Source organism: Mangrovicoccus algicola (assembly GCF_014903745.1).
Classification (GTDB): domain Bacteria; phylum Pseudomonadota; class Alphaproteobacteria; order Rhodobacterales; family Rhodobacteraceae; genus Mangrovicoccus; species Mangrovicoccus algicola.
In genome coordinates, this window is the sequence record NZ_JACVXA010000065.1 from 1 (window position 1) to 26,196 (window position 26,196).

Annotated in this window: 25 protein-coding genes; 14 read left to right on the forward strand and 11 right to left on the reverse strand. The window is 68.4% G+C overall.

Annotation, left to right across the window (positions count from 1 at the left end):
* Nucleotides 1–172 precede the first annotated feature (172 nt).
* Entirely contained in the window at nucleotides 173–886 is a 714-nt protein-coding gene (locus ICN82_RS17245; RefSeq protein WP_193185255.1) for a FadR/GntR family transcriptional regulator, read from the reverse strand.
* A gap of 210 nt (nucleotides 887–1,096) precedes the next feature.
* On the opposite strand from ICN82_RS17245, the gene ICN82_RS17250 reads away from it, so the two are divergent.
* Nucleotides 1,097–2,245, forward strand: a complete 1,149-nt coding sequence (locus ICN82_RS17250) for a mandelate racemase family protein (RefSeq protein ID WP_193185257.1) — start codon at nucleotides 1,097–1,099, stop codon at nucleotides 2,243–2,245.
* A gap of 33 nt (nucleotides 2,246–2,278) precedes the next feature.
* Nucleotides 2,279–3,865, forward strand: a complete 1,587-nt coding sequence (locus ICN82_RS17255) for an ABC transporter substrate-binding protein (protein WP_193185260.1) — start codon at nucleotides 2,279–2,281, stop codon at nucleotides 3,863–3,865.
* Nucleotides 3,866–4,250: 385 nt separating this feature from the next.
* Here the strand turns inward: ICN82_RS17255 and ICN82_RS17260 are convergent, their stop codons facing one another.
* Genes ICN82_RS17260 through ICN82_RS17275 form a run of 4 tightly spaced genes read right to left on the reverse strand, consistent with a single transcriptional unit; the run spans nucleotide 4,251 to nucleotide 7,766 of the window.
* A complete protein-coding gene (locus tag ICN82_RS17260; protein WP_193185263.1) occupies nucleotides 4,251–5,000 on the reverse strand; it encodes an ABC transporter ATP-binding protein in 750 nt (249 codons plus the stop codon).
* A complete protein-coding gene (locus ICN82_RS17265) occupies nucleotides 4,997–5,842 on the reverse strand; it encodes an ABC transporter ATP-binding protein (RefSeq protein WP_193185266.1) in 846 nt (281 codons plus the stop codon). Before ICN82_RS17265 ends, ICN82_RS17260 begins: the two co-directional genes overlap by 4 nt.
* Nucleotides 5,843–5,844: 2 nt before the next feature.
* Nucleotides 5,845–6,744 (reverse strand): nickel transporter permease, encoded by a 900-nt coding sequence (gene nikC, locus ICN82_RS17270; protein WP_193185278.1) that lies wholly within the window; start codon nucleotides 6,742–6,744, stop codon nucleotides 5,845–5,847.
* 2 nt (nucleotides 6,745–6,746) lie between these two features.
* Entirely contained in the window at nucleotides 6,747–7,766 is a 1,020-nt protein-coding gene (locus ICN82_RS17275) for an ABC transporter permease (RefSeq protein WP_226898571.1), read from the reverse strand.
* Between the two features lie 307 nt (nucleotides 7,767–8,073).
* Between ICN82_RS17275 and ICN82_RS17280 the strand changes: the two genes are divergently transcribed.
* From ICN82_RS17280 to ICN82_RS17295, 4 genes are read left to right on the forward strand one after another with little or no spacing between them, the layout of a single operon-like run.
* The gene (locus tag ICN82_RS17280; RefSeq protein ID WP_193185283.1) at nucleotides 8,074–9,048 is read left to right on the forward strand and encodes a tripartite tricarboxylate transporter substrate binding protein; all 975 of its coding nucleotides are present in this window, start codon (nucleotides 8,074–8,076) and stop codon (nucleotides 9,046–9,048) included.
* Nucleotides 9,049–9,106: 58 nt separating this feature from the next.
* Nucleotides 9,107–9,577 (forward strand): tripartite tricarboxylate transporter TctB family protein, encoded by a 471-nt coding sequence (locus ICN82_RS17285; RefSeq protein WP_193185285.1) that lies wholly within the window; start codon nucleotides 9,107–9,109, stop codon nucleotides 9,575–9,577.
* Nucleotides 9,578–9,586: 9 nt separating this feature from the next.
* Entirely contained in the window at nucleotides 9,587–11,083 is a 1,497-nt protein-coding gene (locus ICN82_RS17290) for a tripartite tricarboxylate transporter permease (RefSeq protein WP_193185287.1), read from the forward strand.
* Nucleotides 11,080–12,024 (forward strand): 2-hydroxyacid dehydrogenase, encoded by a 945-nt coding sequence (locus ICN82_RS17295; RefSeq protein WP_193185290.1) that lies wholly within the window; start codon nucleotides 11,080–11,082, stop codon nucleotides 12,022–12,024. Before ICN82_RS17290 ends, ICN82_RS17295 begins: the two co-directional genes overlap by 4 nt.
* Nucleotides 12,025–12,133: 109 nt before the next feature.
* Here the strand turns inward: ICN82_RS17295 and ICN82_RS17300 are convergent, their stop codons facing one another.
* The 6 genes from ICN82_RS17300 to rhmD all read right to left on the reverse strand — a co-directional run bounded on the left by ICN82_RS17300 (nucleotide 12,134) and on the right by rhmD (nucleotide 17,768).
* The gene (locus ICN82_RS17300) at nucleotides 12,134–12,973 is read right to left on the reverse strand and encodes a fumarylacetoacetate hydrolase family protein (protein ID WP_193185291.1); all 840 of its coding nucleotides are present in this window, start codon (nucleotides 12,971–12,973) and stop codon (nucleotides 12,134–12,136) included.
* A gap of 25 nt (nucleotides 12,974–12,998) precedes the next feature.
* The gene (locus ICN82_RS17305; protein WP_193185294.1) at nucleotides 12,999–13,745 is read right to left on the reverse strand and encodes an SDR family NAD(P)-dependent oxidoreductase; all 747 of its coding nucleotides are present in this window, start codon (nucleotides 13,743–13,745) and stop codon (nucleotides 12,999–13,001) included.
* Nucleotides 13,746–13,764: 19 nt separating this feature from the next.
* Nucleotides 13,765–15,051: a TRAP transporter large permease gene (locus tag ICN82_RS17310; protein WP_193185297.1), complete on the reverse strand. Its 1,287-nt coding sequence runs from the start codon at nucleotides 15,049–15,051 to the stop codon at nucleotides 13,765–13,767.
* Nucleotides 15,048–15,530 (reverse strand): TRAP transporter small permease, encoded by a 483-nt coding sequence (locus ICN82_RS17315; protein ID WP_193185300.1) that lies wholly within the window; start codon nucleotides 15,528–15,530, stop codon nucleotides 15,048–15,050. Before ICN82_RS17315 ends, ICN82_RS17310 begins: the two co-directional genes overlap by 4 nt.
* Before the next feature lie 2 nt (nucleotides 15,531–15,532).
* On the reverse strand, nucleotides 15,533–16,516 hold the full coding sequence (locus tag ICN82_RS17320; protein WP_193185303.1) for a TRAP transporter substrate-binding protein: 984 nt from the start codon (nucleotides 16,514–16,516) through the stop codon (nucleotides 15,533–15,535).
* A 67-nt stretch (nucleotides 16,517–16,583) separates the two neighbouring features.
* Entirely contained in the window at nucleotides 16,584–17,768 is a 1,185-nt protein-coding gene (gene rhmD / locus ICN82_RS17325; protein WP_193185305.1) for an L-rhamnonate dehydratase, read from the reverse strand.
* A gap of 116 nt (nucleotides 17,769–17,884) precedes the next feature.
* Here rhmD and ICN82_RS17330 point away from each other — a divergent pair, with 116 nt between their 5' ends.
* The 8 genes from ICN82_RS17330 to ICN82_RS17365 form a co-directional block, all read left to right on the forward strand.
* Nucleotides 17,885–18,826: a LysR family transcriptional regulator gene (locus ICN82_RS17330; protein ID WP_193185308.1), complete on the forward strand. Its 942-nt coding sequence runs from the start codon at nucleotides 17,885–17,887 to the stop codon at nucleotides 18,824–18,826.
* 66 nt (nucleotides 18,827–18,892) lie between these two features.
* Nucleotides 18,893–19,900 carry a TRAP transporter substrate-binding protein gene (locus tag ICN82_RS17335; protein ID WP_193185311.1) on the forward strand — a complete coding sequence of 336 codons (1,008 nt, stop codon included), beginning with the start codon at nucleotides 18,893–18,895 and terminating at the stop codon, nucleotides 19,898–19,900.
* Nucleotides 19,901–19,977: 77 nt separating this feature from the next.
* Complete coding sequence (denD, locus tag ICN82_RS17340) at nucleotides 19,978–20,943, forward strand: D-erythronate dehydrogenase (protein ID WP_193185314.1); 966 nt, start codon at nucleotides 19,978–19,980, stop codon at nucleotides 20,941–20,943.
* A complete protein-coding gene (locus ICN82_RS17345; protein WP_193185316.1) occupies nucleotides 20,940–21,713 on the forward strand; it encodes a FadR/GntR family transcriptional regulator in 774 nt (257 codons plus the stop codon). Before denD ends, ICN82_RS17345 begins: the two co-directional genes overlap by 4 nt.
* Nucleotides 21,714–21,871: 158 nt before the next feature.
* Entirely contained in the window at nucleotides 21,872–22,819 is a 948-nt protein-coding gene (locus tag ICN82_RS17350) for a TAXI family TRAP transporter solute-binding subunit (RefSeq protein WP_193185319.1), read from the forward strand.
* A 51-nt stretch (nucleotides 22,820–22,870) separates the two neighbouring features.
* Nucleotides 22,871–24,967 (forward strand): TRAP transporter permease, encoded by a 2,097-nt coding sequence (locus ICN82_RS17355; protein WP_193185322.1) that lies wholly within the window; start codon nucleotides 22,871–22,873, stop codon nucleotides 24,965–24,967.
* Nucleotides 24,964–25,341, forward strand: a complete 378-nt coding sequence (locus tag ICN82_RS17360; RefSeq protein ID WP_193185325.1) for a DUF1850 domain-containing protein — start codon at nucleotides 24,964–24,966, stop codon at nucleotides 25,339–25,341. The genes ICN82_RS17355 and ICN82_RS17360 overlap by 4 nt, the downstream gene beginning before the upstream one ends.
* On the forward strand, nucleotides 25,341–26,196 hold an 856-nt coding region (locus ICN82_RS17365; protein ID WP_407943771.1), incomplete at its 3' end, for a cache domain-containing protein. The genes ICN82_RS17360 and ICN82_RS17365, both read left to right, overlap by 1 nt.

Genomic DNA, 26,196 nt, shown 5'->3' on the forward strand with positions numbered 1-26,196 from the left:
TTCCCGTGAGGGGTGAAAACGGATCTATCAGGCATCTCGGAGCCTCCTGTCATGGTTTCGGACCCCAGCCCCGCGCCACGCCGGGCGGGCACGGGTCATGGTCCGGCATCGTCCGGGTCAGGATGACTTATAAGATCAATGCCGTCAACATGTATGATAGGATGGCGCGCGATCAGGCCCCGGCGCCGCGCAGGAAGGCGCGGTAGCGCCCCAGGCTGTTCTCCAGGTGGATCTGCATTCCCTGCTCTGCCGCGGCAGGATCGCCCTCGACAATGGCATCGAGGATCCGTTCATGTTCTTCCACCAGATGCGGGTTCGGTGCCTTCAGCACCGGGTCGGCCGCCGAGCTGCCCAGCACGGTGCGCGGCACGATCCCCTGGCGGATCACCGACAGGAATTCAGCGAAGCGCTGATTCTGCGTCGATTCGGCGATGAGATAGTGGAATTCGAAATCCGCCTCGCGCGTCGGCTCCCCGCGCGCCACCCGCCCGACCAGCAAGCGATGGCCTTCGATCAGCTTCTCCAGCTGCAGCGCCGAACGCCGCGCCGCGGCCAGCCCGGCAGAGCGGATCTCGACCGCGCTGCGCAGCTCCAGAAGCTCGATCGCGCTGGAGATCCTGTCGATATCGAGATCGGCGAAGGGGATGCGGCCCTGTTCGGGGCGATCGAGCACGAAAACCCCTGATCCCTTGCGGGCCTCCACCAGCCCCTCGGCGCGCAGCACGGCAATGGCCTCGCGCACGACGGTGCGGCTGACCGAATAGGTCGCGGTCAGCGCCGCCTCGCTGGGCAGCCGGGCACCGGCGACGCATTCTCCGGTGGATATCCTGTCCTTCAGATCGGTGATGATCCGCGAGACGAGCGGGGAAATCTGCCTTGTGGACATCGACCTGTTCCTTGTTCTGGCTCAACCTGTCTGAAAACCTGCCGGTTTCCTCGTATAGCCCGGTTCCCGCGGCCGATCCACAGTGTTGGAATCGATCGCGCAGGGCCTGTGCCTGCATAACCTGTATGATAGATATTGACAGAAATAGACAGGGCAGCTAGCCAGTCTGGCAAGACAAGACCACAGCCGGGACAAAGCGGAGGAGCGACGGTGATCATCAATGACGTGCAGGTGCGGGTGTTCAACCACACGACACGGCGGCATTCGGATACGGCCGGCCATGCCCATCCCGGCCCGCCCCACCAGGTCCAGCAGGCGATCCTGACAATCCGCACCGAGGACGGACATGAAGGCCATTCCTTCACCGCCCCCGAGATCGTGCGCCCCCATGTCATCGAGAAATTCGTCAGGAAGGTGCTGATCGGGCAGGATCACCGCGACCGCGAAAGGCTGTGGCACGACCTTGCCCACTGGCAGCGCGGATCGGCGGCGCAGCTGACCGACCGGACGCTGGCCGTGGTCGATTGCGCCCTGTGGGACCTGGCCGGACGGACGCTGAACCAGCCCGTGCACAAGCTGATCGGCGCCTATCGCGACAAGGTGCTGGCCTATGGCTCGATCATGTGCGGCGACGAGATCGAGGGCGGGCTGGCCACGCCCGAGGATTACGGCCGCTTCGCCGAGACGCTGGTCGCCCGCGGCTACAAGGGGATCAAGCTGCACACCTGGATGCCCCCGGTCAGCTGGGCGCCGGACGTGAAGATGGACCTCAAGGCCTGCGCCGCCGTGCGCGAGGCGGTGGGCCCCGGCATCCGCCTGATGATCGATGCCTTCCACTGGTATTCGCGCACCGACGCGCTGGCGCTCGGCCGCGGATTGGAGAAGCTGGACTTCGACTGGATCGAGGAGCCGATGGATGAACAGTCCATGTCCTCCTACAAGTGGATGTCCGACCAGCTGGACATCCCGGTGATCGGCCCGGAAAGCGCGGCGGGCAAACACTGGGGCCGCGCCGAATGGGTCGCCTCGGGCGCCTGCGACATCCTGCGCACCGGGGTCAACGATGTCGGCGGCATCACCCCGGCGATCAAGACCATGCGCCTGGCCGAAAGCTTCGGCATGGAATGCGAGGTCCATGGCAACACGGCGATGAACCTGCATGTCGTGGCGGCCTCGAAGAACTGCCGCTGGTACGAACGCGGGCTGCTGCACCCGTTCCTGGAATATGATGACGGCTTCGACTACCTGCACCAGCTGTCCGATCCTATGGATGCGGAAGGCTTCGTCCATGTCCCCGACCGGCCCGGCCTGGGCGAGGATATCGACTTCGACCATATCGAGAACAACCGCGTGCGTTGAGGAGCGCGCGCCCAACCCGAGGGGGAGGACGGAATGAAACATTTCATGGCATCGGTGGCGCTGGCGGCACTTGTGGCGGGATCGGCCGCGGCCGAGACGCCCAAGGATCAGCTGATCGTCGCGTTCAACATGAACAACGTGCTGACGATGGACCCCGCCGCGATCACCGGCGGCGAGGCGGTGCAGATCCTCAACAACGTCTATGACGCATTGCTGCAATTCGACGAGGAAGGCCGCACGCTTCAGCCGCGGCTGGCCGAAAGCTGGGAGATCGCGCCCGACAACATGTCGGTGACGTTCCACCTGCGCCCGGACATGACCTTCGCCTCGGGCAACCCGCTGACGGCCCAGGACGTGGTCTGGAGCTTCAAGCGCACGCTGTCGCTGAACCTCGCCCAGGCTTCGGGGCTGAAAAGCCGCGGCTATTCCGACGAGACCGCCGACCAGATGTTCGTGGCCGAGGACGATCTGACCTTCGTGCTGAACCTGCCCGAACCGGGCGATCCCAAGATGATCCTGATGTACATCACCCAGGCGGGGATCGGCTCCGTGCTGGATTCCAAGCTGGTGATGGAGCATGAGGAAGACGGCGACATGGGCCAGGCATGGCTGCTGAACAACTCGGCCGGCTCGGGCGCCTTCACGTTGCAGCAATGGCGGTCCAACGAATACGTCCTGATGACCCGGAATGACGAATTCTGGGGCGAGGAACCGGCGATGCGGCGGGTGCTGATGCGCCACCTGCCCGAAAGCCAGTCGCAGCGGCTCGGCCTGGAACAGGGCGATCTGGATGTCGGGCTGTCGTTGGCGGCCTCGGATCTCAAGGCGCTCGAGGCCGATGACGACATCACCGTCGAGACCGAGACCAGCGCCGGGTTCTACTATCTGGCAGCCTCTGCCGCGGACGAGAAATACGCCAAGCCCGAAGTGCGCGAGGCGCTGCGCTATCTCATCGACTACAAGGGGATCAATGCCGCGATCATGCCCTATTTCGGGGTGGAGCGGCAGCGGCTGATCAACTCCAAGGCCTTCGGCGCCCTGCCCGATCCGGGCTATGCGCTGGATGTCGAGAAGGCGAAGGCGCTGCTGGCCGAGGCGGGCTATCCCGACGGGTTCGACACCTCCATCCGGGTGATCAACACGCAGGAATTCCTCGACAGCGCCACCGCCATCCAGGGCACGCTGGCCCAGGCGGGGATCCGCGCCGAGATCATCACCGGCGACGGCAACCAGATCTACGGGGCGATGCGCAACCGCGACTTCGAACTGCTGGTCGGGCGCGGCGGCGGCGGTCAGCAGCCCCATCCCGACAGCAACCTGCGCGCGCTGGTCTACAACCCCGACAACTCGCAGGAGGCGGGGCTGACCAACTACCAGGGCTGGCGCACCAGCTTCTACGATGCCGAGCTGAACCAGATGATCGAGGCGGCGCTGATCGAGCCGGATGCCGACAAGCAGACCGGGATGTATGAAAGCATCCAGACCCGGCTGGAGGAAGTGGTCCCCGCGATCCAGCCCTTCTCGGAACGCGTCGTCACCGCCGCCTTCCAGTCGGATGTCCACGGGCTGATGATCGATCCCTGGATCACCCGTTTCGAGGGCGTCACCAAGGGCGAGTGACCCCCTGATCCGTTTCCTCCCCGATGGCGCGGTCCCCTTGCGGGGGCCGCGTCTTTTGCTTGCGGCAGGCGGCCCCCCACCCATCAGGCGCAGGCCGAGGGCTTCCGCGGAAATGCCCGGCGGCCCCGTCGGGATCCCGCGCGGCAGCAGCATCGGCCCCGCCCGATCCCGCAGCAGACAGGCCGGTCCAGCCAGGCCACATTCGTCGGGATCCCCGGCCCGCGGAACCTCCGCAGCACCGGGCCGCGCCGCCGGGGCAAGATCGGATTGCCGCCAGGGGGAATGAAGCCGCCGCGCGGCGCGCGGGACCCGGGCGGATGCGCAACGGAAAACGCCGCGCAGGGGGCTGCGCGGCGCAAGGGCGGTTCCGGCGGGCGGGGCCGCGTCACATGGCGTTCTCATAGGCGATGGAGGCGTCGATCAGCTGCCGCGCATAGGGATGCGTCGCGGCATTTGGCAGGATGGCGCTGCGCGGCAGGATCTCGGTGATCTCGCCATGCTGCATCACCGCGAACCGGTCGCACATGTAATCCACCACCGCCAGGTCATGGCTGACCATCAGGCAGGTGAAGCCCTTCTCGGCCCGCAGCCGCTGCAGCAGGTTCAGGATCTCGGCCTGCACCGACACGTCCAGCGCCGAGGTCGGTTCGTCCAGCAGCAGGATCGACGGCTCCAGGATCAGCGCGCGGGCGATGGCCACGCGCTGGCGCTGCCCGCCGGAAAGCTGGTGCGGATAGCGGTCGAGGAAGCTGACCGGCAGGCCGACGTCGGTCATCACCTGTTCCAGCCGGGCATCGACATCGCCCAGCCTGTGGATGCGGACGGGTTCGGACAGGGCCGCGCGCACCGACTGGCGCGGATGCAGCGATCCGTAGGGGTCCTGGAACACCATCTGCAGGCTGCGGCAGCGTTCCATCAGCGACATGTCGCGCACCGCGCGCCCGCCGATGGCGATGCGGCCCTCCCATCCCGACAGGAGCATGGAGACGCAGAGCAGGATCGTGGACTTGCCCGAGCCGCTCTCGCCCACCAGCCCGAAACATTCCCCGGGCGCGACCTCGAAGGAGACATCGGGCAGCACCGTCACCGCGCCGAAGCGCATCGACAGGTTCTCGATTGCAAGCGGGGTGGTCATGCCGTGCCCTCCATCGGCCGTGTCCATTCCGGGCGCCGTTCCAGCACCGGCAGCGGGTCGCGCGATCCGCCGATGCGCGGCTGCGCGGCCAGCAGGCCGCGGGTATAGGGATGGCGCGCATTGTCCAGCTCGGCGGCGTCCAGCGTTTCCACCACGCGCCCGGCATACATGATCAGGACGCGGTCGCAGAAATTGCGCACCAGGTTCAGGTCGTGGCTGATCATGATCAGCCCGATGCCCTTCTCGCGCACCAGCCCGTCGAGGATCTTCAGCACCTCCAGCCGGACGGTCACGTCCAGCGCCGAGGTCGGCTCGTCGGCGATCACCAGTTCGGGCCCCGCCAGCAGCATCATGGCGATCATGATGCGCTGGCCCATCCCGCCCGAGACCTGGTGGGGATAGCGGTCATAGACCAGCTGCGGATCGCGGATCTGCACCGCCTCCAGCATCGCCAGCGCCCGGTCCTTCGCCGCGCGTTTCGACATCCGCTCATGCGCCAGGCAGGCTTCGGCGATCTGCTCGCCGCAGCGGCGGATCGGGTTCAGCGAGAATTTCGGGTCCTGCAGGATCATCGACATGCGGTTGCCGCGCAGCGCCCGCATCTGGCGTTCCGAGGCCGTCAGCAGGTCGGTCCGGCCGAACTGCATCCGCGCGGCCCCGATCTCGGCGGTCGGCAGCAGCCGCATCAGCGCGCGGCCCACCGTCGATTTTCCGGACCCGCTTTCGCCGACGATGCCCAGCCTTTCGCGGCCCAGGGTGAAACTGGCCCCCTGCACCGCGGGCTGGGGCGCGCCGCGATAGCGGATCGTGAGGTCCTCGACCTCGAGGATCGGCGTCGTCATGCTCATCTCCGGTTCATCTGCTTGGGATCCAGCGCGTCGCGCAGCCCGTCGCCCAGAAGGTTGAAGGCCAGGCTGACCAGAAGGATGGCGATGCCGGGGAAGGTCACCAGCCACCAGCTGTCGATCATGTAGCGCCGCCCGGTGGCGATCATCGCGCCCCATTCGGGCATCGGCGGCTGCGCGCCCAGGCCGAGAAAGCCGAGGCCGGCCGCGGTCAGGATCACCGTCGCCATGTTCAGCGTCAGGCGGATCACCACCGAGGGCAGGCACATCGGCACGATGGATTTCCAGATGATCCGCGCGGGCGACGCCCCCTGCAGCCGCGCCGCCGAGATGTAGTCGGCCTTGCGGAAGGTCAGCGTCTCGGCCCGCGCCAGCCGCGCGATCGGCGGCCAGGCGGTCAGCGAGATGGCGATGATCGCGTTGTTCAGGCTCGGCCCCAGCGCGGCGACGAAGGCCAGCGACAGGATCAGCGAAGGGAAGGACAGGAAGATGTCCGTCACCCGCATCAGCACCGTGTCCACGCGCCCGCCGAAATACCCCGCGACCGTGCCCACGGCCATGCCGATCGGGCCGACCACGATGGTCACCAGGAAGATGATCCGCAGCGTGATCGCCGCCCCGAAAAGCAGGCGCGAGAGGATGTCGCGGCCCAGCTCGTCGGTGCCGAACCAATGCGCCGCCGAGGGCGCCTGAAGCGTCGCCTGCAGGTCCTGCGCATAGGGATCGTAGGGGGCCAGCACCGGGCCGAGCAGCGCCATGGCGATCAGCAGGCCCAGCACGATCAGCCCGAAGGCCGAGGTCGGGCTGCGCCACAGGAAGCCCAGGATATTGGCCAGCGGGACCAGCGCCCGCGGCAGGCGCGGCCGGGCGGGGGCGTGGCCGGTTTCGGTCGGGATCATGGTCATCGTGTCCTCGGGTCGAATACGCGGTAGAGCAGGTCGGAGATCAGGTTGAGCGCGATGAAGATGACGCCGACCAGCAGCACGCAGGTCATCAGCGCATTCATGTCGCCCATGCGCAGCACCGAGGTCAGGTACTGCCCGAAGCCGGGCCAGGCGAAGACCGTCTCGATCAGCACGGCGCCTTCGAGCAGCGCGCCATAGGCCAGCGCCACGATGGTGACCAGCTGCACGCGGATATTGCCGAAGGCATGGCCCCAGATCGTGCGCCGTTCCGACAGGCCCTTGACCCGCGCGGTGGTGACGTATTCCTGGCCGATCTGGTCCAGCATGAAGCTGCGCGTCATCCGGCAGATATAGGCCGAGGAGGAATAGCCCAGAAGCGAGGCGGGCAGGATCAGGTGGTTGACCGCGCTGCGGAACACGTCCCATTCCCCGGCCAGCGCGCTGTCAATCAGGAGGAACCCGGTCACGTCCGGCACCAGCCCGATATAGAACTGGTCCATCCGCCCGGCACCGCCGACCCAGCCGAGCGCGGCATAGAAGACCAGCAGCCCGATCATCCCGGTCCAGAAGATCGGCATCGAATGGCCGGTCAGGCTGAAGACGCGGATCGCGTGATCCTGCCAGCGGTCCTTCTTGACGGCCGCGATCACCCCCAGCGGAATGCCCAGACCGGCGCCGATGACGATGGCGAAGGTGGCCAGCTCGATCGTCGCGGGCAGGACATGCAGGATGTCCTGCAGGACCGGCTGCCCGGTGCGCAGCGAGGTGCCGAAATCCAGGCTCGCGACATCGCGCAGATACATCAGGAACTGCTGCCACAGCGGCCGGTCGAGGCCCAGCTGCTGATAGACATGCTCATAGACTTCCCGCGTCGCCTCCTCGCCCACGATCGCCCGGACCGGATCGACGGGCATCAGCCGGCCGATCACGAAGGTCAGGACGAGCAGACCAAGCAGCGTCACGAGAATCGTCCCCGCCTGGCGAAGCAGGGGCGACAGCCATCCGGGATTGCGCAACACGCATCTCCTCCCTTCGATTGTGCAGGGCGCCCCCCTCCGGCGCGCCCCCTCAAGTTGTATGATAGGTACCATACAGAAAGTAACAACAGACGCAAGGTCATTTCCGAATTGTCGGACCGAAGCGCCCGCATGCGGCGCGACATGCCATGCTGCGTTCGCGAAACGGAATTGCCCGGCCCGAGGATTTCATCGCCGGGCGAACGGTTATCCGCGACAGGGGCAACGCGGCGTGATCTGCTGGCCCCATGCCCGGCCGGGACGGAGAGGAGCCGTTCCGCCGGGGCGCGAAACCGGAGGACCATTCATGACCCCACGCAACTTCCTTGCCGCTGCCGTGCTGGCCGCGCTTCCCCTTTCGGCCGCTTCCGCCGCCGACTACCCCGAACGGCCGGTGCAGATGATCGTGCCGTGGGGCGCCGGCGGCGGCACAGATGCGGTCGCGCGAATCATGGCATCGGTGATGCAGGAAGACTTGGGCGTGCCGGTGAATGTCGTGAACCGCACCGGCGGCTCGGGCGTGGTCGGTCATGCCGCCATCGCCAATGCCAAGCCCGACGGCTATACGCTGGGCCTGGCCACGGTGGAAATCGCCATGCTGCACTGGCAGGGGCTGACCGACCTGACCTACCAGGATTACGACATCCTCGCGCTGGTCAACCAGGACCCGGCCGGGCTGATGGTGGCCGAGGATTCGCCCTTCGACAGCGCGCAGGCGCTGCTTGACGCGGTCAAGGCGGATCCGGCGGGCACCTACAAGGCCTCGGGCACCGCGCAGGGCGGCATCTGGCACATCGCGCTGGCGGGATGGATGCTGGCCGAGGGGCTGGAACCGACGCAGATCACCTGGGTGCCCAGCCAGGGGTCCGCCTCGGGGATCACCGACATGGTCGCAGGCGGCGTCGACATGGTCCCCTCCTCGCTGGCCGAGGGCACGGCGATGCTCGATGCCGGGCGGATCCGCGCGCTGGCAAGCATGTCCGCCGAGCGCCAGGACGCCTTCCCCGACGTGCCGACCCTGAAGGAGGCCGTGGACAGCGACTGGACGATGTCGGTCTGGCGCGGGATCTTCGCCCCCAAGGGCCTGCCCGAGGACGTCAAGGCGCGCCTGACCGAGGCCGTGAAGGCCGCCTATGACAGCCCCGAATACCAGGAGTTCATGACCGGCCGCGGGCTGGGCACGATCTGGGTGCCGGGCGCCGAGGCGGATGCGTTCATCGCCGCCTCCGATGCCGATTTCGGCAAGGTCATGAAGGCCGCGGGCCTGGCCGGGGACGACTGAGAGGCGGCGCGGGCGGCGGCAACCGGCCCCGTCCGCGCCCTCCGGCGGAGGATATGACATGAGAGCGAACCCCATGCTTCTGGGGCTGGTGATGGCGGGTCTGGGCGGGGCGGTGTTCATCGGCTCCTGGCAGTATTCGCCCCTGCCCGGCCAGAGCTACGGATCGGACACGATGCCCCGCGCGGTCGGGGCCTTCGGCATCTGCGTCGCGGGGGCGCTGCTGCTGCAGGCGGGCGCCGCCCGGGACCTGGTGCCGCGGCTGAGCGCGCCGGACTGGATGCGCGAGCCGCGCGCGCTGGCCGGACTGGCCGCCGTGCCCGCCGCGGTGCTGGCCTATTGCCTGCTGTCGGGGTGGCTCGGCTTCGTGCCGGTGATCTTCGCGCTGCTCTGCGCCCTGATGGCGCTGCAGCGCACGCCCGTGCTGCGGATGCTGCTCCTGGCGGCGCTGGCCACGGCGCTGGTCCAGCAGATTTTCGGCCGCCTTCTGCTGGTGCCGCTGCCGCGCGGCGTCCTCTCCGGCCTGTTCTGAGGAACCGCCATGTCCGTCTATTTCGACGCGCTTTCGCTGGTGATGCAGCCGCAGGTGCTGCTGGTCATCTTCCTCGCCGCAGCGTTCGGCATGTTCGTCGGCGCCATTCCCGGCCTGACCGCGACCATGGCCACCGCGCTGCTGGTGCCGCTCACCTTCTTCATGGATCCGCTCCCGGCCATCGCCGCCATCGTCACGGCGACCGGCATGGCGATCTTCGCGGGCGATATCGCGGGGGGGCTGCTGCGCATGCCCGGCACACCCGCCTCCGCCGCCTATGTCGAGGACGCCTATCGCATGACCCGCTCGGGGCGCGGGGCCGAGGCGCTTGGCGCCTGCCTGTTCTTCTCGGTGCTCGGCGGCATCGCGGGCACGATCGTGCTGAGCCTCGCCGCCCCGCAGCTGGCCGAGATCGCGCTGAAATTCTCCTCCTTCGAGTATTTCTGGCTGGTCCTGCTGGGGCTCAGCTGTGCGGTCTTCGTTTCGCCAGGCCCGCCCGTGCTGGGGCTGGTGTCGCTGTTCATCGGCCTGGCGGCCGCGCTGGTGGGACAGAACAACCCCGCGGGCGAGGCGCGCATGACCTTCGGCTCGATCGAGCTTCTGGCCGGCATCCAGCTGGTTCCGGCGATGATCGGGCTCTTCGCCCTCTCCGAGGTGCTGCGCTATTACGTCCGCCCCGGCGGCGTGAGCCGCACCCCGCCGGTCAGGGGCAGCATCCTGCGCGTGCAGCTGGGCAACCTGCGCCGCTATCCCGCCCAGGCGCTGCGCGGCTCCATGCTGGGCACGGCCATCGGCGCGCTTCCCGGGGCGGGGGCCGATATCGCCGCCTGGATCAGCTATGCGGTGTCCAAGAAATTCTCGAAGACACCCGAGAAATTCGGCACCGGCCATGTCGAGGGGCTGGTGGAGGCCGGGTCGTCGAACAATGGCGCGATCTCGGGGGCCTGGATCCCCGCGCTGGTCTTCGGCATCCCCGGCGACTCGATCACCGCCATCGTCATCGGCGTGCTCTACGTGAAGGGGCTGAACCCCGGCCCGACGATCTTCCTGACCAACCCGCAGATGATCTACGCGGTCTTCATCGTCTTCCTCATCGCCAACCTGATGATGCTGCCGCTGGGCTGGCTGGCGATCCGCACGGCCGGAACGCTGCTGGCGGTGCCCCAGCGGATCCTGATGCCGATCATCCTGGTCTTCTGCATCACCGGCGCCTTCGCGATCAACAACTCGGTGGCGGGGATCCTCATCATGCTGGCCTTCGGCGTGATCGGCTTCGTGCTGGAGGAGAACAACATCCCGCTGGCCCCGGCCATCCTCGGGCTGGTCCTCGGACCGATGCTGGAGGAGAATTTCGTGACCTCCATGATCAAGGCCGACGGCAATCTGCTGTCCTTCTTCGAGCGGCCCATCGCGGCCGGGCTGGGCATCGCGGCCATCGCCGTCTGGACGGTGCCCCTGATCCTCAGGCTCCTGCGCGGGGCCCGCAACCGCAACGAGGCGACATGACCAAACCCGACATCCTGCTGATGGGCCCGCCCCAGCATCCCGACATCCCGGCGGAGCTGGAACGCGATTTCCGCCTGCACCGCTACTGGGAAGCACCGGACCGCGCGGCGCTGATCGCGCAGCTGGCGCCGCATCTGCGCTATATCTCCACCAGCGGCCATGACGGCCCCGATGCCGCCACCATCCGCGCCCTGCCGAAGCTGGAGCTGATCTCCTCCTTCGGGGTGGGCTATGACGGCATCGACACCGCCGCCGCGCAGGCGCAGGGGGTGCGGGTGACCAACACGCCCGACGTGCTGAATGACTGCGTGGCGGAACTGACGCTGGGGCTGATGCTGGCGCTGGCGCGCGAGATCCCCGCCTCGGACCGGTTCGTGCGCGACGGCCGCTGGGCGGCGGGTCCGTATCCCTTCACCGGCGAGCTGACCGGGAAACGCGCGGGCATCCTCGGGCTCGGCCGCATCGGCAAGGAGATCGCCCGGCGGCTGGAGGTGTTCCGCATGGAGATCGCCTATCACGGCCGCAGGCAGCAGGAAGGCGTGCCCTACCGCTATTACGGCGATCTGCACGAGATGGCGCGCGAGGTCGACTGGCTGATCGTCATCGCCCCGGCCACGGCCGAAAGCCGCCACCTGGTCGATGCCTCCGTGCTGGAGGCGCTGGGACCGCGGGGGCACCTGGTCAATGTCGCGCGCGGCGCGCTGGTCGACGAGGCGGCCCTGGTCGAGGCGCTGCAGACGGGCCGCATCGCCGGGGCCGGGCTCGACGTGTTCGAGGACGAACCCCGCCCCCTGCCCGGCCTGCTGTCTCTGCCCAATACCGTGCTGACCCCCCATACCGGCAGCGCGACCTGGCGCACGCGCAAGATCATGGCCGAGCTGATGCTGGCCAATCTGCGCGCCCACCTGGCCGGGGAGCCGGTGAAGACCCCGGTCGTCTGAGACCCCGGCCCGCCGGTTCTCCCGCCGCGGGCCATCCTGCTGTCCCGCAGGAAAAAGGGGGCGGCGCCTTCCGGTGCCGCCCCCTGTCCTTTCCTGCGCGCCCCGCCGTTCAGGCGTGGCCGACCTTCTGGGTCTGGATGCCCAGCCCCTCGATCCCCAGCCGCATCACCTCGCCGCCCTGCAGCCAGACCTGCGGCGACTGGCCCATGCCGACGCCGGGGGGCGTGCCGGTGGTGATGATGTCGCCGGGATGCAGCGACATGAACTGGCTGACGTAATGCACCAGGTGGCGCACGCCGAAGACCATCGTCGCGGTCGATCCGTCCTGATAGCGGCGGCCGTCCACCTCCAGCCACATCGACAGCGCCTGCGGATCCGGCACCTCGTCCGCCGTCACCAGCCAGGGGCCGATCGGCCCGAACGTGTCGGCGCTCTTGCCCTTGGTCCACTGGCCGCCGCGCTCGATCTGGAAGGCGCGTTCGGAAATGTCGTTGACCACGCAATAGCCCGCGACATGCGCCATTGCCTCCTCTTCGGGGATATAGGCACCGGGCTTGCCGATCACCACGCCCAGCTCCACCTCCCAGTCGGTCTTGGTGGCGCCGCGGGGGATCTTCACCTCGTCATCGGGGCCGCAGATGGCCGAGGTCGCCTTGGCGAACATCACCGGCTCCTCCGGCACGGCCAGCCCGCTTTCGGCGGCATGATCGGCATAGTTCAGGCCGATGCAGAGGAACTTGCCCACCTGCCCCACGCAGGGACCGATGCGCCCGGCGGGCAGCTCCGGCAGGCTGGCGGGATCCACCGCGGCGATCCGTGCCAGGCCCTCGGGCGTCAGCGCGGCGCCGGCGATGTCGTCGACCACGCCCGACAGGTCGCGGGCGCGGCCCCCGGCATCGAGGATCGCGGGTTTCTCGGCGCCCGGGGCGCCCACACGCAGGAGCTTCATCCTGTCTCTCCGTCTCTTGGTCTGTTCAGTAGGTCGCGCGGCCGCCGGAAAGGTCGAAGACCGCGCCGGTGGTGAAGGAATTCTCGGCGCTGGCCAGCCAGGCCACCATGTTGGCGGCCTCGGCCACCTCCAGGAACCGCCCGCGCGGGATCTTCGAGAGCATGTAGTCGATATGCTCCTGGGTCATCTGGTCGAAGATGCGGGTGCGCGCGGCGGCGGGCGTGATGCAGTTCACCGCGATGTCCTTGCCGGCGGTCTCCTTGCCCAGCGACTTGGTCAGCGCGATCACCCCCGCCTTCGAGGCCGAATAGGCGGAGGCATTGGGATTGCCTTCCTTCGCCGCGATCGAGGCGACATTGACGATGCGGCCATAGCCGCGGTCGATCATGCCGCGCACCAGCGTGCGGTTCAGATGGAAGACGCCGACCAGGTTGATCTGGATGACGCGCTGGAATTCCGCGGGGTCGTAATCGGCCAGCGTGGCATTGGCCCCCGCGATCCCGGCATTGGCCACCAGGATGTCGACCGGGCCGATCCCGGCCTCGGTTGCCGCCGCCGCGGCCTCCACCGAGGCAAGGTCGGTCTGGTCCATCTCGCGGAATTCGGCATTCGCGCCCAGCTCGGCCACCGCGGCGCGGCCCAGTTCGACGTCCCGGTCCCAGACCGACACTTTCGCGCCGCTTTCGACGAAACGGCGCGCCACGGCAAAGCCGATGCCCTGCGCCCCCCCGGTGACGACCGCGCGGCGGCCTTTCAGATCGATGCTGTTCATGGTGTTTCCTTTCGGGAAGTCACTGGCCGTATCCGCCCAGTTCCCGCGGCAGGAACAGGGTCACGGAGGGCACGAAGGCGATGACGAGAAGCCCCGCGACGATGATCGCGAAATAGGGCATGAAGGGCCGCAGCGTGGCGGCATAGGGAACCTCGCCGATGCGGCAGGCGAGGATCAGGATGATGGCGACCGGCGGGGTGATCGAACCCAGGAGGACCGAGATGACCACCACCACCGCGAAATGGATCGGGTCCAGCCCGTAGACCGCGGCGATGGGCGCCAGCATCGGCGTCACCAGGATCAGCGCCGAGATGGTTTCCACGAACATCCCCAGCACCAGCAGCGCCGCGATGATCAGCATCAGCGCCAGGTGACGGTTTTCCGTCAGCCCCTGCAAGGCCTGGGCCAGCTGCGCGGGAAAGCCCTCGCGCGCGATGATCCACGCGAAAAGCGCCGCCCCGCCCAGGATGATCAGGATCGCCGAGGTGGAGATCGCCGCGTCGCGGGTCAGGCGGATGCTGTTCCTCAGATCCAGCTGCCCCGTCACCGCGCCGAAGACCAGCGCATAGACCACGGCGAGGATCCCCGCCTCGGTCGCGGTGAAGATCCCCGACTGGATGCCGCCGATGATCAGCACCGGAAGGACCAGCGCCGGCAGCGCCCGCAGGAAGCTCCGCCCGATCTCGGCCGCGCCCGCGCGCGGATGGCGCAGCCCGCCGATGCGGTCGGCATTCCACCACACCCACAGCATCAGGAAGGCGGCGATGGTCAGCCCCGGCAGGATCCCGGCCAGGAAGAGCGTGCCGATCGACAGGCCGGTCATCGCGCCATAGAGCACCATCAGGAGGCTGGGCGGGATGATCGGCCCCAGGATCGCCGAGGAGGCGGTGATGACCACGGCATGTTCGGGCTTGTAGCCCTCCTTCTTCATGGCCGGCAGCAGCATCGAGCCCACCGCCGCCACATCCGCCGCCGCCGAGCCCGAGATGCCCGAGAACATCACCGAGGTCAGGATGTTGACCTGCCCCAGCCCGCCGCGCACATGGCCGACCAGCGAACTGGCGCAGCGCACGATCGCGTTGGTGATGCCGCTGACATTCATCAGGTTGCCCGCCAGGATGAACAGCGGGATCGCCATCAGCGGGAAACTGTCGAGCGAGGAGAAGAACCGCTGCGGCAGCACCAGGAGCGGAACGCCGCCATCGAGGATCAGGATCACCGCCGCCGACAGCCCCATGGAAAAGGCCACCGGCACCCCCAGAACCAGCAGCAGCGTGAACAGCACGAAGAGCATCAGCACGGTCATGCCAGGGTCCTCCCCTCGCCCAGCCTGGGCCGGATCGCCAGCGCGACGATGCCGAGCGCGGCGCCAAGCGGGATCGGCGCATAGAGCCAGGCCCGCGCGATGCCCAGCGTCGGCGAGGCGAAGGCGCCGCTGCGCTGGGTGAATTCCACCCCCGACCACGCCAGAAGCGCCAGGAAGACCGCGCCCAGAGCCGCCGCCAGGCGCAGCCGCCAGACGGTCAGCCCCTCGGGCAGGGGCAGGATCTCCACCAGGATTTCCTCGTGCCGGTACAGCACGACCGGCAGGCCCAGCATCACCGACCAGATCAGCAGCATCCGCACCAGTTCCTCCGTCCAGAACCAGCCGAAGGCAGGGACGAACCGGTCGATCACCTGCACGAAGACCAGCGCCATCATCACCGAGAACACCGTCACGACCACCGCCGTCAGGACGGCGATGGCCCGGTCGGCGGCGCGGCGGAAGGCATCACCGCGCGCCATGCTCAGTCGTCCCCGGCGTCGCGGATCGCGGCCAGCAGGTCCTCGGCCGCGGCCTTGGCCGCGAAACTGTCCTGCAGCGGCGCCAGCGCCTCGCGGAAGGGCGCCGGGTCGACCTCGTGGATCTCGAGCCCCTCGGCTCCGAGCTTGGCGAACCACTCCTCCTCGCGCCCGGCGCGCTCGTTGCGCTGCTGTTCGGCGACCTCGGCGGCGGCCTCCAGGACGATGGCCTGCTCCTCGTCGCCGAGGCTGTCGAGGAACATCCGGCTGGTGACGAAGCTGCCGTCGAAGAAGATGTGGCGCGTCTTGTTCAGATGCGTCGCCACCTCGTAGATGCGCTGGATGTAGCCCACCTCGGGCGTGCCCTCCATCGCCGCCACGACCCCGGTCTGCATCGCGGTGTAGATCTCGGGCGAGGGGATCGGCGTGGGTTCGGCGCCGAGCGCGGCGAAGGTCTCGACGAAGACCGGGCTTTCCGGCACGCGGATCTTCATGCCCTTGAAATCCTCGGGCGCGGCGATCTCGCGGTCGGTCGTGTAGGTGTCGCGATAGCCCGCCTCGATCCAGTTCATCACGACCAGCCCGGTCGCGGATTCCAGCTCGGCGCCCAGCCCGGTGCCGGTTTCGCCCAGCACGACGCGGCGCCAGTGCTCGGGGCTGTCATAGAGATAGGGCAGCGTCAGGATGCCGAAGGCCGGCACGTAATTGGCATAGAGCCCGCTTTCGCCATAGCCCATGTCCAGCGTGCCCAGCTGCACCGACTCGATGATCTCGCGCTGGCCGCCCATCTGGCCCGCGGGCAGGACCTCCACATGCAGGCTGCCGCCCGAACGGTCCTCCACCAGCGCGGCAAAGCGTTCGGCGGCGACATGCTGTTCCGAGGTGGTCGGCAGGTGATGGGCAAAACGGATCGTGGTATCGGCCAGCGCCGTGCTGCCCAGAAGCAGCGCCGTCGCCAGCGCGAGGCCCGAAAGGGTCGCGGTTTTCATGTCAGGTTCCTCCCTGCGGTATGGACCGCCGCGCCGGGCCTCCTCCGGCCGGGCGCGGCGGCAATGATCAATGCGTATAGGGGCGGTTCAGCTTCAGATCCGGCGCCAGCGTGACGCCGAAACCGGGACGGTCCAGCGCCGAGATATGCAGCCGCCCGTTCTGCGGGACCGGCTCGTTTTCCAGCATCGGCGAGAACATCGGCACGACCTCGTCGGCCTTGGGCGCCATCATCAGGAATTCGGCAAAGGGGCTGTTCTGCCGCGTCATGACGAAGTGATAGCTGTAGACGCTTGAACCGTGCGGCACGACCATCTTGCCGTGGCTGTCGGCGATGGCCGAGATCTTCAGCAATTCGGTCAGCCCGCCGCACCAGCCGACATCGGGCTGGATGAAGTCGCAGCAGCCCATCTCCAGCAGCATCCGGAAGCCCCAGCGCGTCGCCTCGTGTTCGCCCGTGGTGACCAGCATCCCCTGCGGCACGCGGCGGCGCAGCTCGGCATAGCCCCAGAAATCATCGGGCGGCAGGCATTCCTCGACCCATTTCAGGCCCAGCTCGTGTCCCGCCCGGGCGACCCTGGTGGCATAGTCGACACTCATGCTCATCCAGCAGTCATACATCAGCCAGAAATCCGGACCCGTCGCGTCGCGCATCCGCCCGAGGATCTCCATTTCCTCGCGGATGCCCTGCGCCCCCTCGGCCTCGATATGCCGCCAGGCCATCTTGCCGCCGATGAACCCCATGCCCTTGGCCAGGTCGGGCCGCGCGCCGGTGGCGTAGAACACCTGTTCGTCGCGCACCGCGCCGCCGATCATGGCATGGACCGGTTCCTGCCGCACCTGCCCCAGCAGGTCCCACAGCGCCAGGTCCACGCCGGAAATCGCGTTCAGAACCAGCCCGCGCCGCCCGTAATAGAGCGTGGCATTGAACATCTGGTCCCAGATCGCCTCGATCTCGGTGACCTTGCGGCCCTCGAGGAACCGCGCCAGGTGGCGTTCGACGATGAAGGCCGCGGGCTCGCCGCCGGTCGTGACGGCAAAGCCGGTGACGCCGGTATCGGTCTCGATCTCGACGACCAGCGTGCCCAGCACGTTGATCCCGAAATCGCGGCGGCTGTCGCGATAGGCCGGATATTTCGCCATCGGCGTGGCGATGCGGTCGTCGATCCAGTGACCGTCGTCCTGGTCGTGATAATCGGCGCCGCCGCCCGTGACGGTATGGGCGCGCACCTGCCGGATGATCGGCGTGGCCATCTGGGATCCTCCCTCATGTCTCCTCGGTCCGTCTGATAGACCGCGTTGCGATACCTGAATAATGAAGATAACCTTGTGTCTGATCGTTATTTGCGAACGCAGCCGAGGGGGAGAGGATGCGCGACTTAGCGGGATACCTGAAGTTCCGGCATTTCCTGCTGATCCAGGCGCTGGCCGAACAGGGCACGATGCATGCCGCGGCGCGGGCGCTGAACATGACGCAATCGACCATGTCCAAGATGCTGGCCGACCTGGAGGCGGAGCTGGACGCGCCGCTGTTCCGGCGCGAACCGCGCGGCATGGCCCCGACCGAGCTGGGCGAATTCGCCATCGAATTCGCCGCCTCCATGCTGGCGCATCTGGGCCGGTTCTCGGAGGAATTCCGCGACCGGCGGCTGGGCGGGGCGGGCACGCTGGTGATCGGCGCGATCATGGGGGCGGCGCCCGACCTGGTGGCGCGGGCGGTGGCGGATCTCAAGCAGCTCTATCCGCTGCTGACCGTGCGCATGATGGGCGAGACCAGCGACCATATCCTGGAAATGCTGGAACGCGGCGATGTCGATATCGCGGTCGGCCGGTTCAGCGAGACGCGCTACCGCTCGATCTTCGATTTCGAACCGCTGGCGCTGGAGCCGCTGGCGCTGGTGGCGCGGCGGGGCCACTGGCTGGCCGGGCGGCCGGTGGCAGGCGGGCTGGGCGCGCTGGCGGGTCTGCCCTGGGTGCTGCAGCCCGCGACCAACCCGACCCGCGCCGTGCTGGAGGCCGCCTTCCACGAAGCCGGGCTGCCGATGCCGCGCAACCAGGTGGAATCGGTGTCGATCTTCGCCATCCTGCACCTGCTGCAATCCTCCGAGGCCGTCGCGCTCTTGTCGCAATCGGTGGTGGACGACCATCTCAAGGGCGGGCTGCTGGAGCGGCTGGATGTCGAGGGTCTGCCCGCCATTCCCGGCTTCGGCATCCTCACGCGCCGGGCCGAACCGCCGGGGCCCCGGGTGGACCATTTCCGCGCCCTGCTGCGGCGCCGCAACGAGGAACGCCGCCCGCCCGGTTCCGCCTGATTGCCGAATTGTCTGGCAATCGGTCCGGAGAATCGCTAGCCTTCCTGCAAGTCAGGGAGGACTTGCATGACATATTCACTCGCCGTGGCGGCTTTGCTTGCCACGACGGCGGCGGCTGCCGCCGACCCCGTTCTGCTGCGCATCCAGACCCACCAGTCGCCGGAATCCGTCTCGGGCCAGCTGGTCGCGGAATTCGTCGACCAGGTGGAGACGATGTCCCAGGGAAGCCTCGAGATCGAGATGTTCTACAGCTCCTCGGTGGTGGGCTCCGCCGAGACCTTCGACGCCGCCGCCAGCGGCATCCTCGATTGCGACATGACCAATGGCAGCTACCAGGCGGGCAAGAACCCGGCCTTCCAGTTCGTCGCGGACGTGATGGGCGGCTATGACACGCCGCTGCAATTCCTCGCCTGGATCCAGTATGGCGGCGGGCGCGAGGCGATCAACGAGCTCTACAATGCCAACGGAATGCAATTCGTCGGCGCCTATCTGGGCGGACAGGAATCGATGAGCTCGACCCGGCCGCTGGCGGGGATCGACGATCTCAAGGGCTGGAAGTTCCGGTCGCCGCCCGGCATGGAATCCGAGATCTTCGCCGCGCTCGGCGCCAGCCCGGTGGTGATGGATTTCACCGAGATCTTCACCTCGCTGGAAACCGGGATCATCGACGGAGCGGATGCCTCCACCCTGGCCAACAACCTGGGCAACGGCATCTACGACATCGCCAAGCACACGACCTATCCGGGGTTCCATTCGATGTCCTCCGACCACCTGGCCTGTTCCGCGGCCAGCTGGGAGGCGCTGGATCCCGGCCAGCAGGCGATCCTGGTCTCGGCCATGGACTCGCTGGCGCTGAAACTGATGATGCGCACGCTGGTGGAGAACGGCGAGGCGCTGGCCCAGCTGCCCGAGCGCGGCATCACCTTCTATGACTGGTCCGATGCCGACCGCGCCACCTTCCGCGAGGCGGCGATCGGGCGCTGGGACGAATGGGCGACCAAGACGCCCGAGACCGCGCAGATGGTGGACAGCCACAAGGCCTTCCTTTCCCGCATCGGCCTGGACGACGACTGAGCCGGGCCGGCTCCCCGGCGGCCGCGGCTCCTCCCGCGGCCGCCGCCCTTTTCCCCTTTCCCACACGAGTATCCCGCATGAATATCCTGATCCTCGGCGGCGGCGGTTTCCTGGGCCGCAAGATCGCCAGCCAGCTTGCCGCGACCGGCACGCTGCGCGGGCAGAAGATCACCTCGCTTGCCCTGGCCGACCTGGCGCAGCCCGCGCCGCTGGAGGCCCCCTTCCCCGTCACCTGCCATGCCGCCGACATCACCGACCGCGCCCAGATGGACGCGCTGGTGACGGCCGAAACGCAGGTCATCTTCCACCTCGCCGCCGTCGTCTCGGCTCATGCCGAGGCCGAATTCGACACCGGCATGCAGGTCAACCTCTTCGGCACACTCAACCTGCTGGACCGGGCCCGCGCGCTCGGCACCTGCCCGGTCGTGGTCTTCACCTCGTCGCTGGCGGTGTTCGGCGGCGAGGTGCCCGACCCGATCACCGATTGGACCATTCCCAATCCGCAAAGCTCCTACGGCGCGCAGAAGGCGATCGGCGAATTGCTGGTCAACGACTATTCGCGCAAGGGATTCATCGACGGGCGGGGCTTCCGGCTGCCGACCATCTCGGTGCGCCCGGGCGCGCCGAACCGCGCCGCCTCGTCCTTCATGTCCTCGATCATCCGGGAGCCGCTGAACGGACAGGGCGCCATCTGCCCGGTCGATCCCGATTTCGAGCATTACTATCTCAGCCCGCGGCGCTGCGTCGGCAACCTGATCCGCGGCGCCGAGCTGGACGCCGCCGCCCTGGGCACGCAGCGCTGCATGATCCTGCCCGGACGGCGCCTGTCGATCCGCCAGATGATCGACGCCATGACCGCGGTCGCGGGGCCCGAACCGGCGAAGCTGATCCGCTGGGAGCCCCAGCCCGAGATCGAGGTGATCGTCAAGGGATGGCGCTTCGACTACCGTCCCGACAAGGCGCTGGATCTGGGGCTTGCCGCGGATGCCGGTTTCGAGGAGAACGTGGCCTTCTATCTCGAGGACGACCTGCCCGCCAGATGACCGGATCCCCACGGCTCGACCCCATCGACCAGAAACCCCGCTACCGGCTGGTGGCCGAAAGCCTCGCGGCCCGCATCCGCGCGGGGGATTACCCGGCGGGCACGAAGATGCCCGCCGACAAGGACCTGGTCGACCAGCTGCGGGTCAGCCGCACGACGGTGCGCGAGGCGATGATCGCGCTGGAACTGATGGGACTGGTCGTCACGCGCTATGGCGCGGGCGCCTTCGTGGCGGCGGTGCTGCCGCCCGAGGCGCCCGACCTGTCGGGGCTGCCCGGCTATTTCGAACTGGTCGAGGCGCGCTTTGCCTTCGAGCCCGAGATCGCCGCCATCGCGGCAGGCACGCTGACGCCCGCCGCGACGGCGCGGCTGCGCGCGGCGATCGAGGGAATGTGCGACGAGACCGCCACCCTGGCCGAGGTGGAGGCCTGCGACCGCGATTTCCACCTCTGCGTGGCGCAGGCCACGGGCAATGCCGTATTCGCACAGGTGGTCGGCGAATTCTGGCATGCGCGCCAGCAATTTCCCGAATGGACACGGCTGAACAACCGCCAGGGCCCGGCCGATATCGCGCGCTTCTCGCGCGCCGAGCACCAGGCGATCCTCGACGCGCTGGCCGCCGGAGACGCCGCCGCCGCGCGCGCCGCGATGCAGCTGCATTGCCGCAATTCCGGCCAGCCGCTGCTGGAGCGGTGGCGCCGCCTGGAGGAGGAGGGCGCCGCGCCGCAAAGCCCCGCCGCCGGGCGCGTCCTGCGCCGCACCGCCTCCTGAGGGCGCCGGGGGCCGGGCAGGATCCCGCCCCGGCCCGGGCGGAACCCCGCGCGGAAAGTTTCGCCCCTGCCGCCCCGGCGGGGTTGTGCGGAAGGGGTCTCTTCATCAAGGATGGCCTCGCCGCGCGCCTCTTGCGCGCATGTCTTGGGAGGACATTCATGATCAGAACCATCGGGCTCGGCGCTCTGCTCGCCGGGGGTCTTTCGCTGTCCGCGCCGGCCGTCACCGCCGCGGAATTCGTCAACGTCCTGACCGGCGGCACATCGGGCGTGTACTATCCGCTGGGCGTCGCCCTGGCCGATATCTACGGCAAGAACATTCCCGACGCGCGCACCCAGGTGCAGTCGACCAAGGCCTCGGTCGAGAACCTGAACCTTCTGCAGCAGGGCCGCGGCGAGATCGGCTTCGCGCTGGGGGATTCGGTCAAGGATGCCTATGAAGGCAATGCCGATGTCGGCTTCGACAAGCCGCTGGACAAGCTGCGCGCCATCGCCGCGATCTATCCCAACTACATCCAGATCGCGGCCTCCGCCGCCTCCGGCGCGACCACCGTCACCGACCTGGCGGGCAAGTCCGTCTCGGTCGGCGCGGCGAAATCCGGCACCGAGGTCAATGCCCGCAAGATCCTCGAGGCGCTGGGGATGACCTATGACGACCTGGGCAAGGTCGAATACCTGCCCTTCGCCGAATCCGTCGAGCTGATGAAGAACCGCCAGCTGGACGCGACGCTGCAAAGCTCGGGGCTGGGCTCCGCCGCGCTGAAGGATCTGTCCTCCACGCAGGAGGTCACCTATGTCTCCGTCCCCGCCGAGGTGGCGGACACGCTGGGCGCGCCCTATGCCGCCGGGGCGATCCCGGCAGGGACCTATCCGGGGCAGGATGCCGAGATCCCGACCCTGGCGATCACCAACATCCTGGTGACCAGCGCGGATGTCTCCGACGAGCTGGCCTATCAGATGACCAAGCTGCTGTTCGATCATCTCGACCAGCTCAAGGCGGCCCATGCCGCGGCCGGCGCCATCGACATCGAGGATGCCGTGAAGAACTCGCCGATCCCGCTGCATCCGGGCGCGGAGCGGTTCTACAAGGAACAGGGCCTGCTGTAACCGGGTCCGGCTGCGGCCCCGTCGCGGGCCGCGGCCATCAGGGAGGATGACATGACCGGAACCCACGCGGCCGAGACCGGCCGGGCCGCCGAGACGGCCGAATTGCACGATCCGCTGGCGGCGGGCTTTCCGCCGGGCGCGGCGGGGCGGGCGCTGTTCTGGCTGGCGGTGGCCTTCTCCGCCTACCAGATATCCATCGCCGCCCATGTCATCGACCTGCCCAGCCAGGTGATGCGCGCGGTCCATGTGGGCTTTCTCATGGCGCTCGGCTTTCCGCTCCTGGCGATCGGGCGCGGCTTCGGGCCCGCGGGCCGCGCGGCCTGCCTGGCGCTGGCCGCCGCGGGCGTGGCCGTCGCCGCCTATCAGTGGATCGAGTACAACCCGCTCCTGTTCCGCGCGGGCGATCCCAACATGGCCGACCTGGTCTTCGGCACCATGGCCATCGTCGCCGTCTTTGCCGCCGCATGGATGCTGATGGGCCCCGCCCTGCCGATCATCTGCGGGCTGTTCCTGTCCTATGCGCTGTTCGGACAGCACCTGCCCGCGCCGCTGAACCATCGCGGCTATGCCTTCGAGCAGGTGGTCGAGCAGATCGCCTATGGCACCGAGGGCATCTACGGCATCCCCACCTATGTCTCGGCCACCTACATCTTCCTCTTCATCCTGTTCGGGTCATTCCTGGAAAAGGCCGGGATGATCAAGCTGTTCACCGATGTCTCGCTGGGCCTCGTCGGGCATCGCACCGGCGGCGCGGCCAAGGTCTCGGTCCTGTCCTCGGGGCTGATGGGCACGATCTCGGGCTCGGGCGTGGCCAATGTCGTCACCACCGGGCAGTTCACCATCCCGCTGATGAAGCGCTTCGGCTACCGCCCGGCCTTTGCCGGGGGGGTGGAGGCGACCTCGTCGATGGGCGGGCAGATCATGCCCCCCGTGATGGGCGCCGTCGCCTTCATCATGGCCGAGACGCTGGGCGTCGCCTATGTCGAGGTGGTCAAGGCGGCGCTGGTCCCGGCCGTGCTGTATTTCGCCGGCGCCTTCTGGATGGTGCATCTGGAGGCCGGGAAACGCGGGTTGCGCGGGCTCTCGCGCGAGGAACTGCCCTCCGCGCGGCGCGCGCTGCGCGAAGGCTGGCACCTGATCCTGCCGCTTGCGGTGCTGGTCTGGCTGCTGTTCTCGGGCTACACGCCGCTTTTCGCGGGCACGATCGGGCTGGCGCTGACGGGGCTTCTGATCCTCGGCACGGCGATCGCCATGGGGCTGCCCTCCACCGCGATCCGCCTGGCCTTCTGGCTGGCGCTGGGGCTGGCGGCGGCGGCCTTCTTCAAGTTCGGCATCACCGCGCTGCTGCTGGCGACGGCGGTGCTGGTCGCCATCTGCGCCGGGTTCCGGGGCGGGCGCGCGACGCTGGCGATCTGCCGCGACAGCCTGGCCGACGGCGCGCGCACCGCGCTGCCCGTGGGGATCGCCTGCGCGCTGGTGGGCGTCATCATCGGGGTGATGACCCTGACCGGGGCGGCCAATACCTTCGGGCAGTTCATCGTCTCGGTCGGGCAGAGCAGCCTGTTCCTGTCGCTGGTGCTGACGATGATCACCTGCATCATCCTGGGCATGGGGATCCCCACCATCCCCAATTACATCATCACCTCCTCCATCGCCGGTCCCGCGCTTCTCGATCTGGGCGTGCCGCTGATCGTCAGCCACATGTTCGTCTTCTATTTCGGCATCCTCGCAGACCTGACGCCGCCGGTGGCGCTGGCCTGCTTTGCCGCCGCGCCCATCGCCAGGGAAAGCGGGCTGAAGATCAGCATGGAGGCGATAAAGGTCGCGGCGGCGGGCTTCGTCGTGCCCTTCATGGCCGTCTATACCCCGGCCCTGATGCTGCAGGATGGCGGGGCGCTGGCCGGGGCCATCGGCTACTGGCCCGCGGTGGCCTATATCGTGGTCAAGGCGCTGCTGGCGCTGTCGCTCTGGGGCATCTGCGTGATCGGCTGGCTGGGACGTCCGCTGGCCATGTGGGAACGCGTCATCGCCGCGGCGGCGGGGTTCACCCTCGTGGCGGCGCTGCCCGTCACCGACGAGATCGGCTTTGCCCTGGCCGCGCTTTTCGGGCTGCTGATCTGGCGCCGCCGCGCCCGCCTTCCGGCATGAGCGCCTGCCTGATGGCCGGGGCCGCGATGCTGACCCTGGCCGCCGGGAACGGCTTCACGCTGGAATGGACCCATTCGGTCGAACGCCAGGCCTGGCGCGAAACCTGGGTGGTGACGCCGCAGCACCGGCTGAAGCTGACGGAGGCGGCGGTGAAGGGATCCGGGGCGGGGATGGAGCCCGGCCCCGGCGGGCATTTCGAGGAGGGCTGGTGGGTCTGGAGCCCGGATCTGCCCGCCATCGCCGCGCTCTCCCTGGCCGCCTCGGGGGCGACGCCCTCGGCCTGGCGGCTCTGCGCCGCGCGCTGCATCGACCTGGGCGCGGCGCCGGGGCAGCCGGTGGGCGTCACCGCCATGCCCTGCCCCGGCGCGGGCTGATGCAACGGCGCGCGCGGCTCCTGCGGCAGCTTTCGGCCGTCTGGCGCCTGCGCCTGGTGCTGGTGCTGGGCTGCACGCTCTTCTCGGCGGCGCTGGCCTGGCAGGTCGCGCTGCTGCAGATCCGCGAGGGGCTGGAACAGACGCTCCTGACCAGTCACCGCGCGCTGCAGACCGAGATCGGGCGGTTCCGCTACCTGCCGCGCGTGGCCGGCGAGGACATGCGCATCCATGCCGCGCTGGACCGGCCCGGCGACCCGGCAGCCATCGCCGCCGCAAACCGCTATCTGGAAAAGATCGCCACCCAGACCGGGTCGGGGCGGCTCTACCTGCTGGACGCGCGCGGGGTGACGCTGGCCTCGTCCAACTGGGCGGAACCCGACAGCTATGTCGGGCATGATTACAGCTTCCGCCCCTATTTCACCGAGGCCCGCGCGACCGGCAGCGGCGCGGTCTATGCCATCGGCGTGACGACCGGCGAGCCCGGCTATTTCATCTCCGCCCGGGTCGAGGACCTGGCGCATGGCACGAGCGGGGTCATCGTGGTCAAGATCGACCTGCACCCGCTGGAACTGGCCTGGGCCGAGACCGGGCAGCACATCGCCGTCACCGATGCCTATGGCGTCGTGTTCCTGTCCTCGCGGCCGGACTGGCGCTACCGGCCGCTGGCGCCGCTCTCCGCGGAGGACCGGGCGCGGATCGCCGCGTCGCGGCTCTATGCCGGGGCCGGGCTGGACGCTGCGGCACCGCTGGGCGGAGGCGACGGGCGTGTCCGCATCGGCGGCACCGGCGCGGCCGCCACCTTGCGCGGCACGCCCTTCGAGGGAGGCTGGCGCATCGTTGCCGCCGCGCCGCCCT

Bases quoted from the DNA above. Each gene is read 5' to 3' on its own strand.
- ICN82_RS17245 (WP_193185255.1), bottom strand. From the start codon at position 886: ATGTCCACAAGGCAGATTTCCCCGCTCGTCTCGCGGATCATCACCGAT.
- ICN82_RS17255 (WP_193185260.1), top strand. From the start codon at position 2,279: ATGAAACATTTCATGGCATCGGTGGCGCTGGCGGCACTTGTGGCGGGA.
- ICN82_RS17260 (WP_193185263.1), bottom strand. From the start codon at position 5,000: ATGACCACCCCGCTTGCAATCGAGAACCTGTCGATGCGCTTCGGCGCG.
- ICN82_RS17265 (WP_193185266.1), bottom strand. From the start codon at position 5,842: ATGACGACGCCGATCCTCGAGGTCGAGGACCTCACGATCCGCTATCGC.
- nikC (WP_193185278.1), bottom strand. From the start codon at position 6,744: ATGATCCCGACCGAAACCGGCCACGCCCCCGCCCGGCCGCGCCTGCCG.
- ICN82_RS17280 (WP_193185283.1), top strand. From the start codon at position 8,074: ATGACCCCACGCAACTTCCTTGCCGCTGCCGTGCTGGCCGCGCTTCCC.
- ICN82_RS17285 (WP_193185285.1), top strand. From the start codon at position 9,107: ATGAGAGCGAACCCCATGCTTCTGGGGCTGGTGATGGCGGGTCTGGGC.
- ICN82_RS17290 (WP_193185287.1), top strand. From the start codon at position 9,587: ATGTCCGTCTATTTCGACGCGCTTTCGCTGGTGATGCAGCCGCAGGTG.
- ICN82_RS17295 (WP_193185290.1), top strand. From the start codon at position 11,080: ATGACCAAACCCGACATCCTGCTGATGGGCCCGCCCCAGCATCCCGAC.
- ICN82_RS17300 (WP_193185291.1), bottom strand. From the start codon at position 12,973: ATGAAGCTCCTGCGTGTGGGCGCCCCGGGCGCCGAGAAACCCGCGATC.
- ICN82_RS17305 (WP_193185294.1), bottom strand. From the start codon at position 13,745: ATGAACAGCATCGATCTGAAAGGCCGCCGCGCGGTCGTCACCGGGGGG.
- ICN82_RS17310 (WP_193185297.1), bottom strand. From the start codon at position 15,051: ATGACCGTGCTGATGCTCTTCGTGCTGTTCACGCTGCTGCTGGTTCTG.
- ICN82_RS17315 (WP_193185300.1), bottom strand. From the start codon at position 15,530: ATGGCGCGCGGTGATGCCTTCCGCCGCGCCGCCGACCGGGCCATCGCC.
- ICN82_RS17320 (WP_193185303.1), bottom strand. From the start codon at position 16,516: ATGAAAACCGCGACCCTTTCGGGCCTCGCGCTGGCGACGGCGCTGCTT.
- rhmD (WP_193185305.1), bottom strand. From the start codon at position 17,768: ATGGCCACGCCGATCATCCGGCAGGTGCGCGCCCATACCGTCACGGGC.
- ICN82_RS17330 (WP_193185308.1), top strand. From the start codon at position 17,885: ATGCGCGACTTAGCGGGATACCTGAAGTTCCGGCATTTCCTGCTGATC.
- ICN82_RS17335 (WP_193185311.1), top strand. From the start codon at position 18,893: ATGACATATTCACTCGCCGTGGCGGCTTTGCTTGCCACGACGGCGGCG.
- denD (WP_193185314.1), top strand. From the start codon at position 19,978: ATGAATATCCTGATCCTCGGCGGCGGCGGTTTCCTGGGCCGCAAGATC.
- ICN82_RS17345 (WP_193185316.1), top strand. From the start codon at position 20,940: ATGACCGGATCCCCACGGCTCGACCCCATCGACCAGAAACCCCGCTAC.
- ICN82_RS17350 (WP_193185319.1), top strand. From the start codon at position 21,872: ATGATCAGAACCATCGGGCTCGGCGCTCTGCTCGCCGGGGGTCTTTCG.
- ICN82_RS17355 (WP_193185322.1), top strand. From the start codon at position 22,871: ATGACCGGAACCCACGCGGCCGAGACCGGCCGGGCCGCCGAGACGGCC.
- ICN82_RS17360 (WP_193185325.1), top strand. From the start codon at position 24,964: ATGAGCGCCTGCCTGATGGCCGGGGCCGCGATGCTGACCCTGGCCGCC.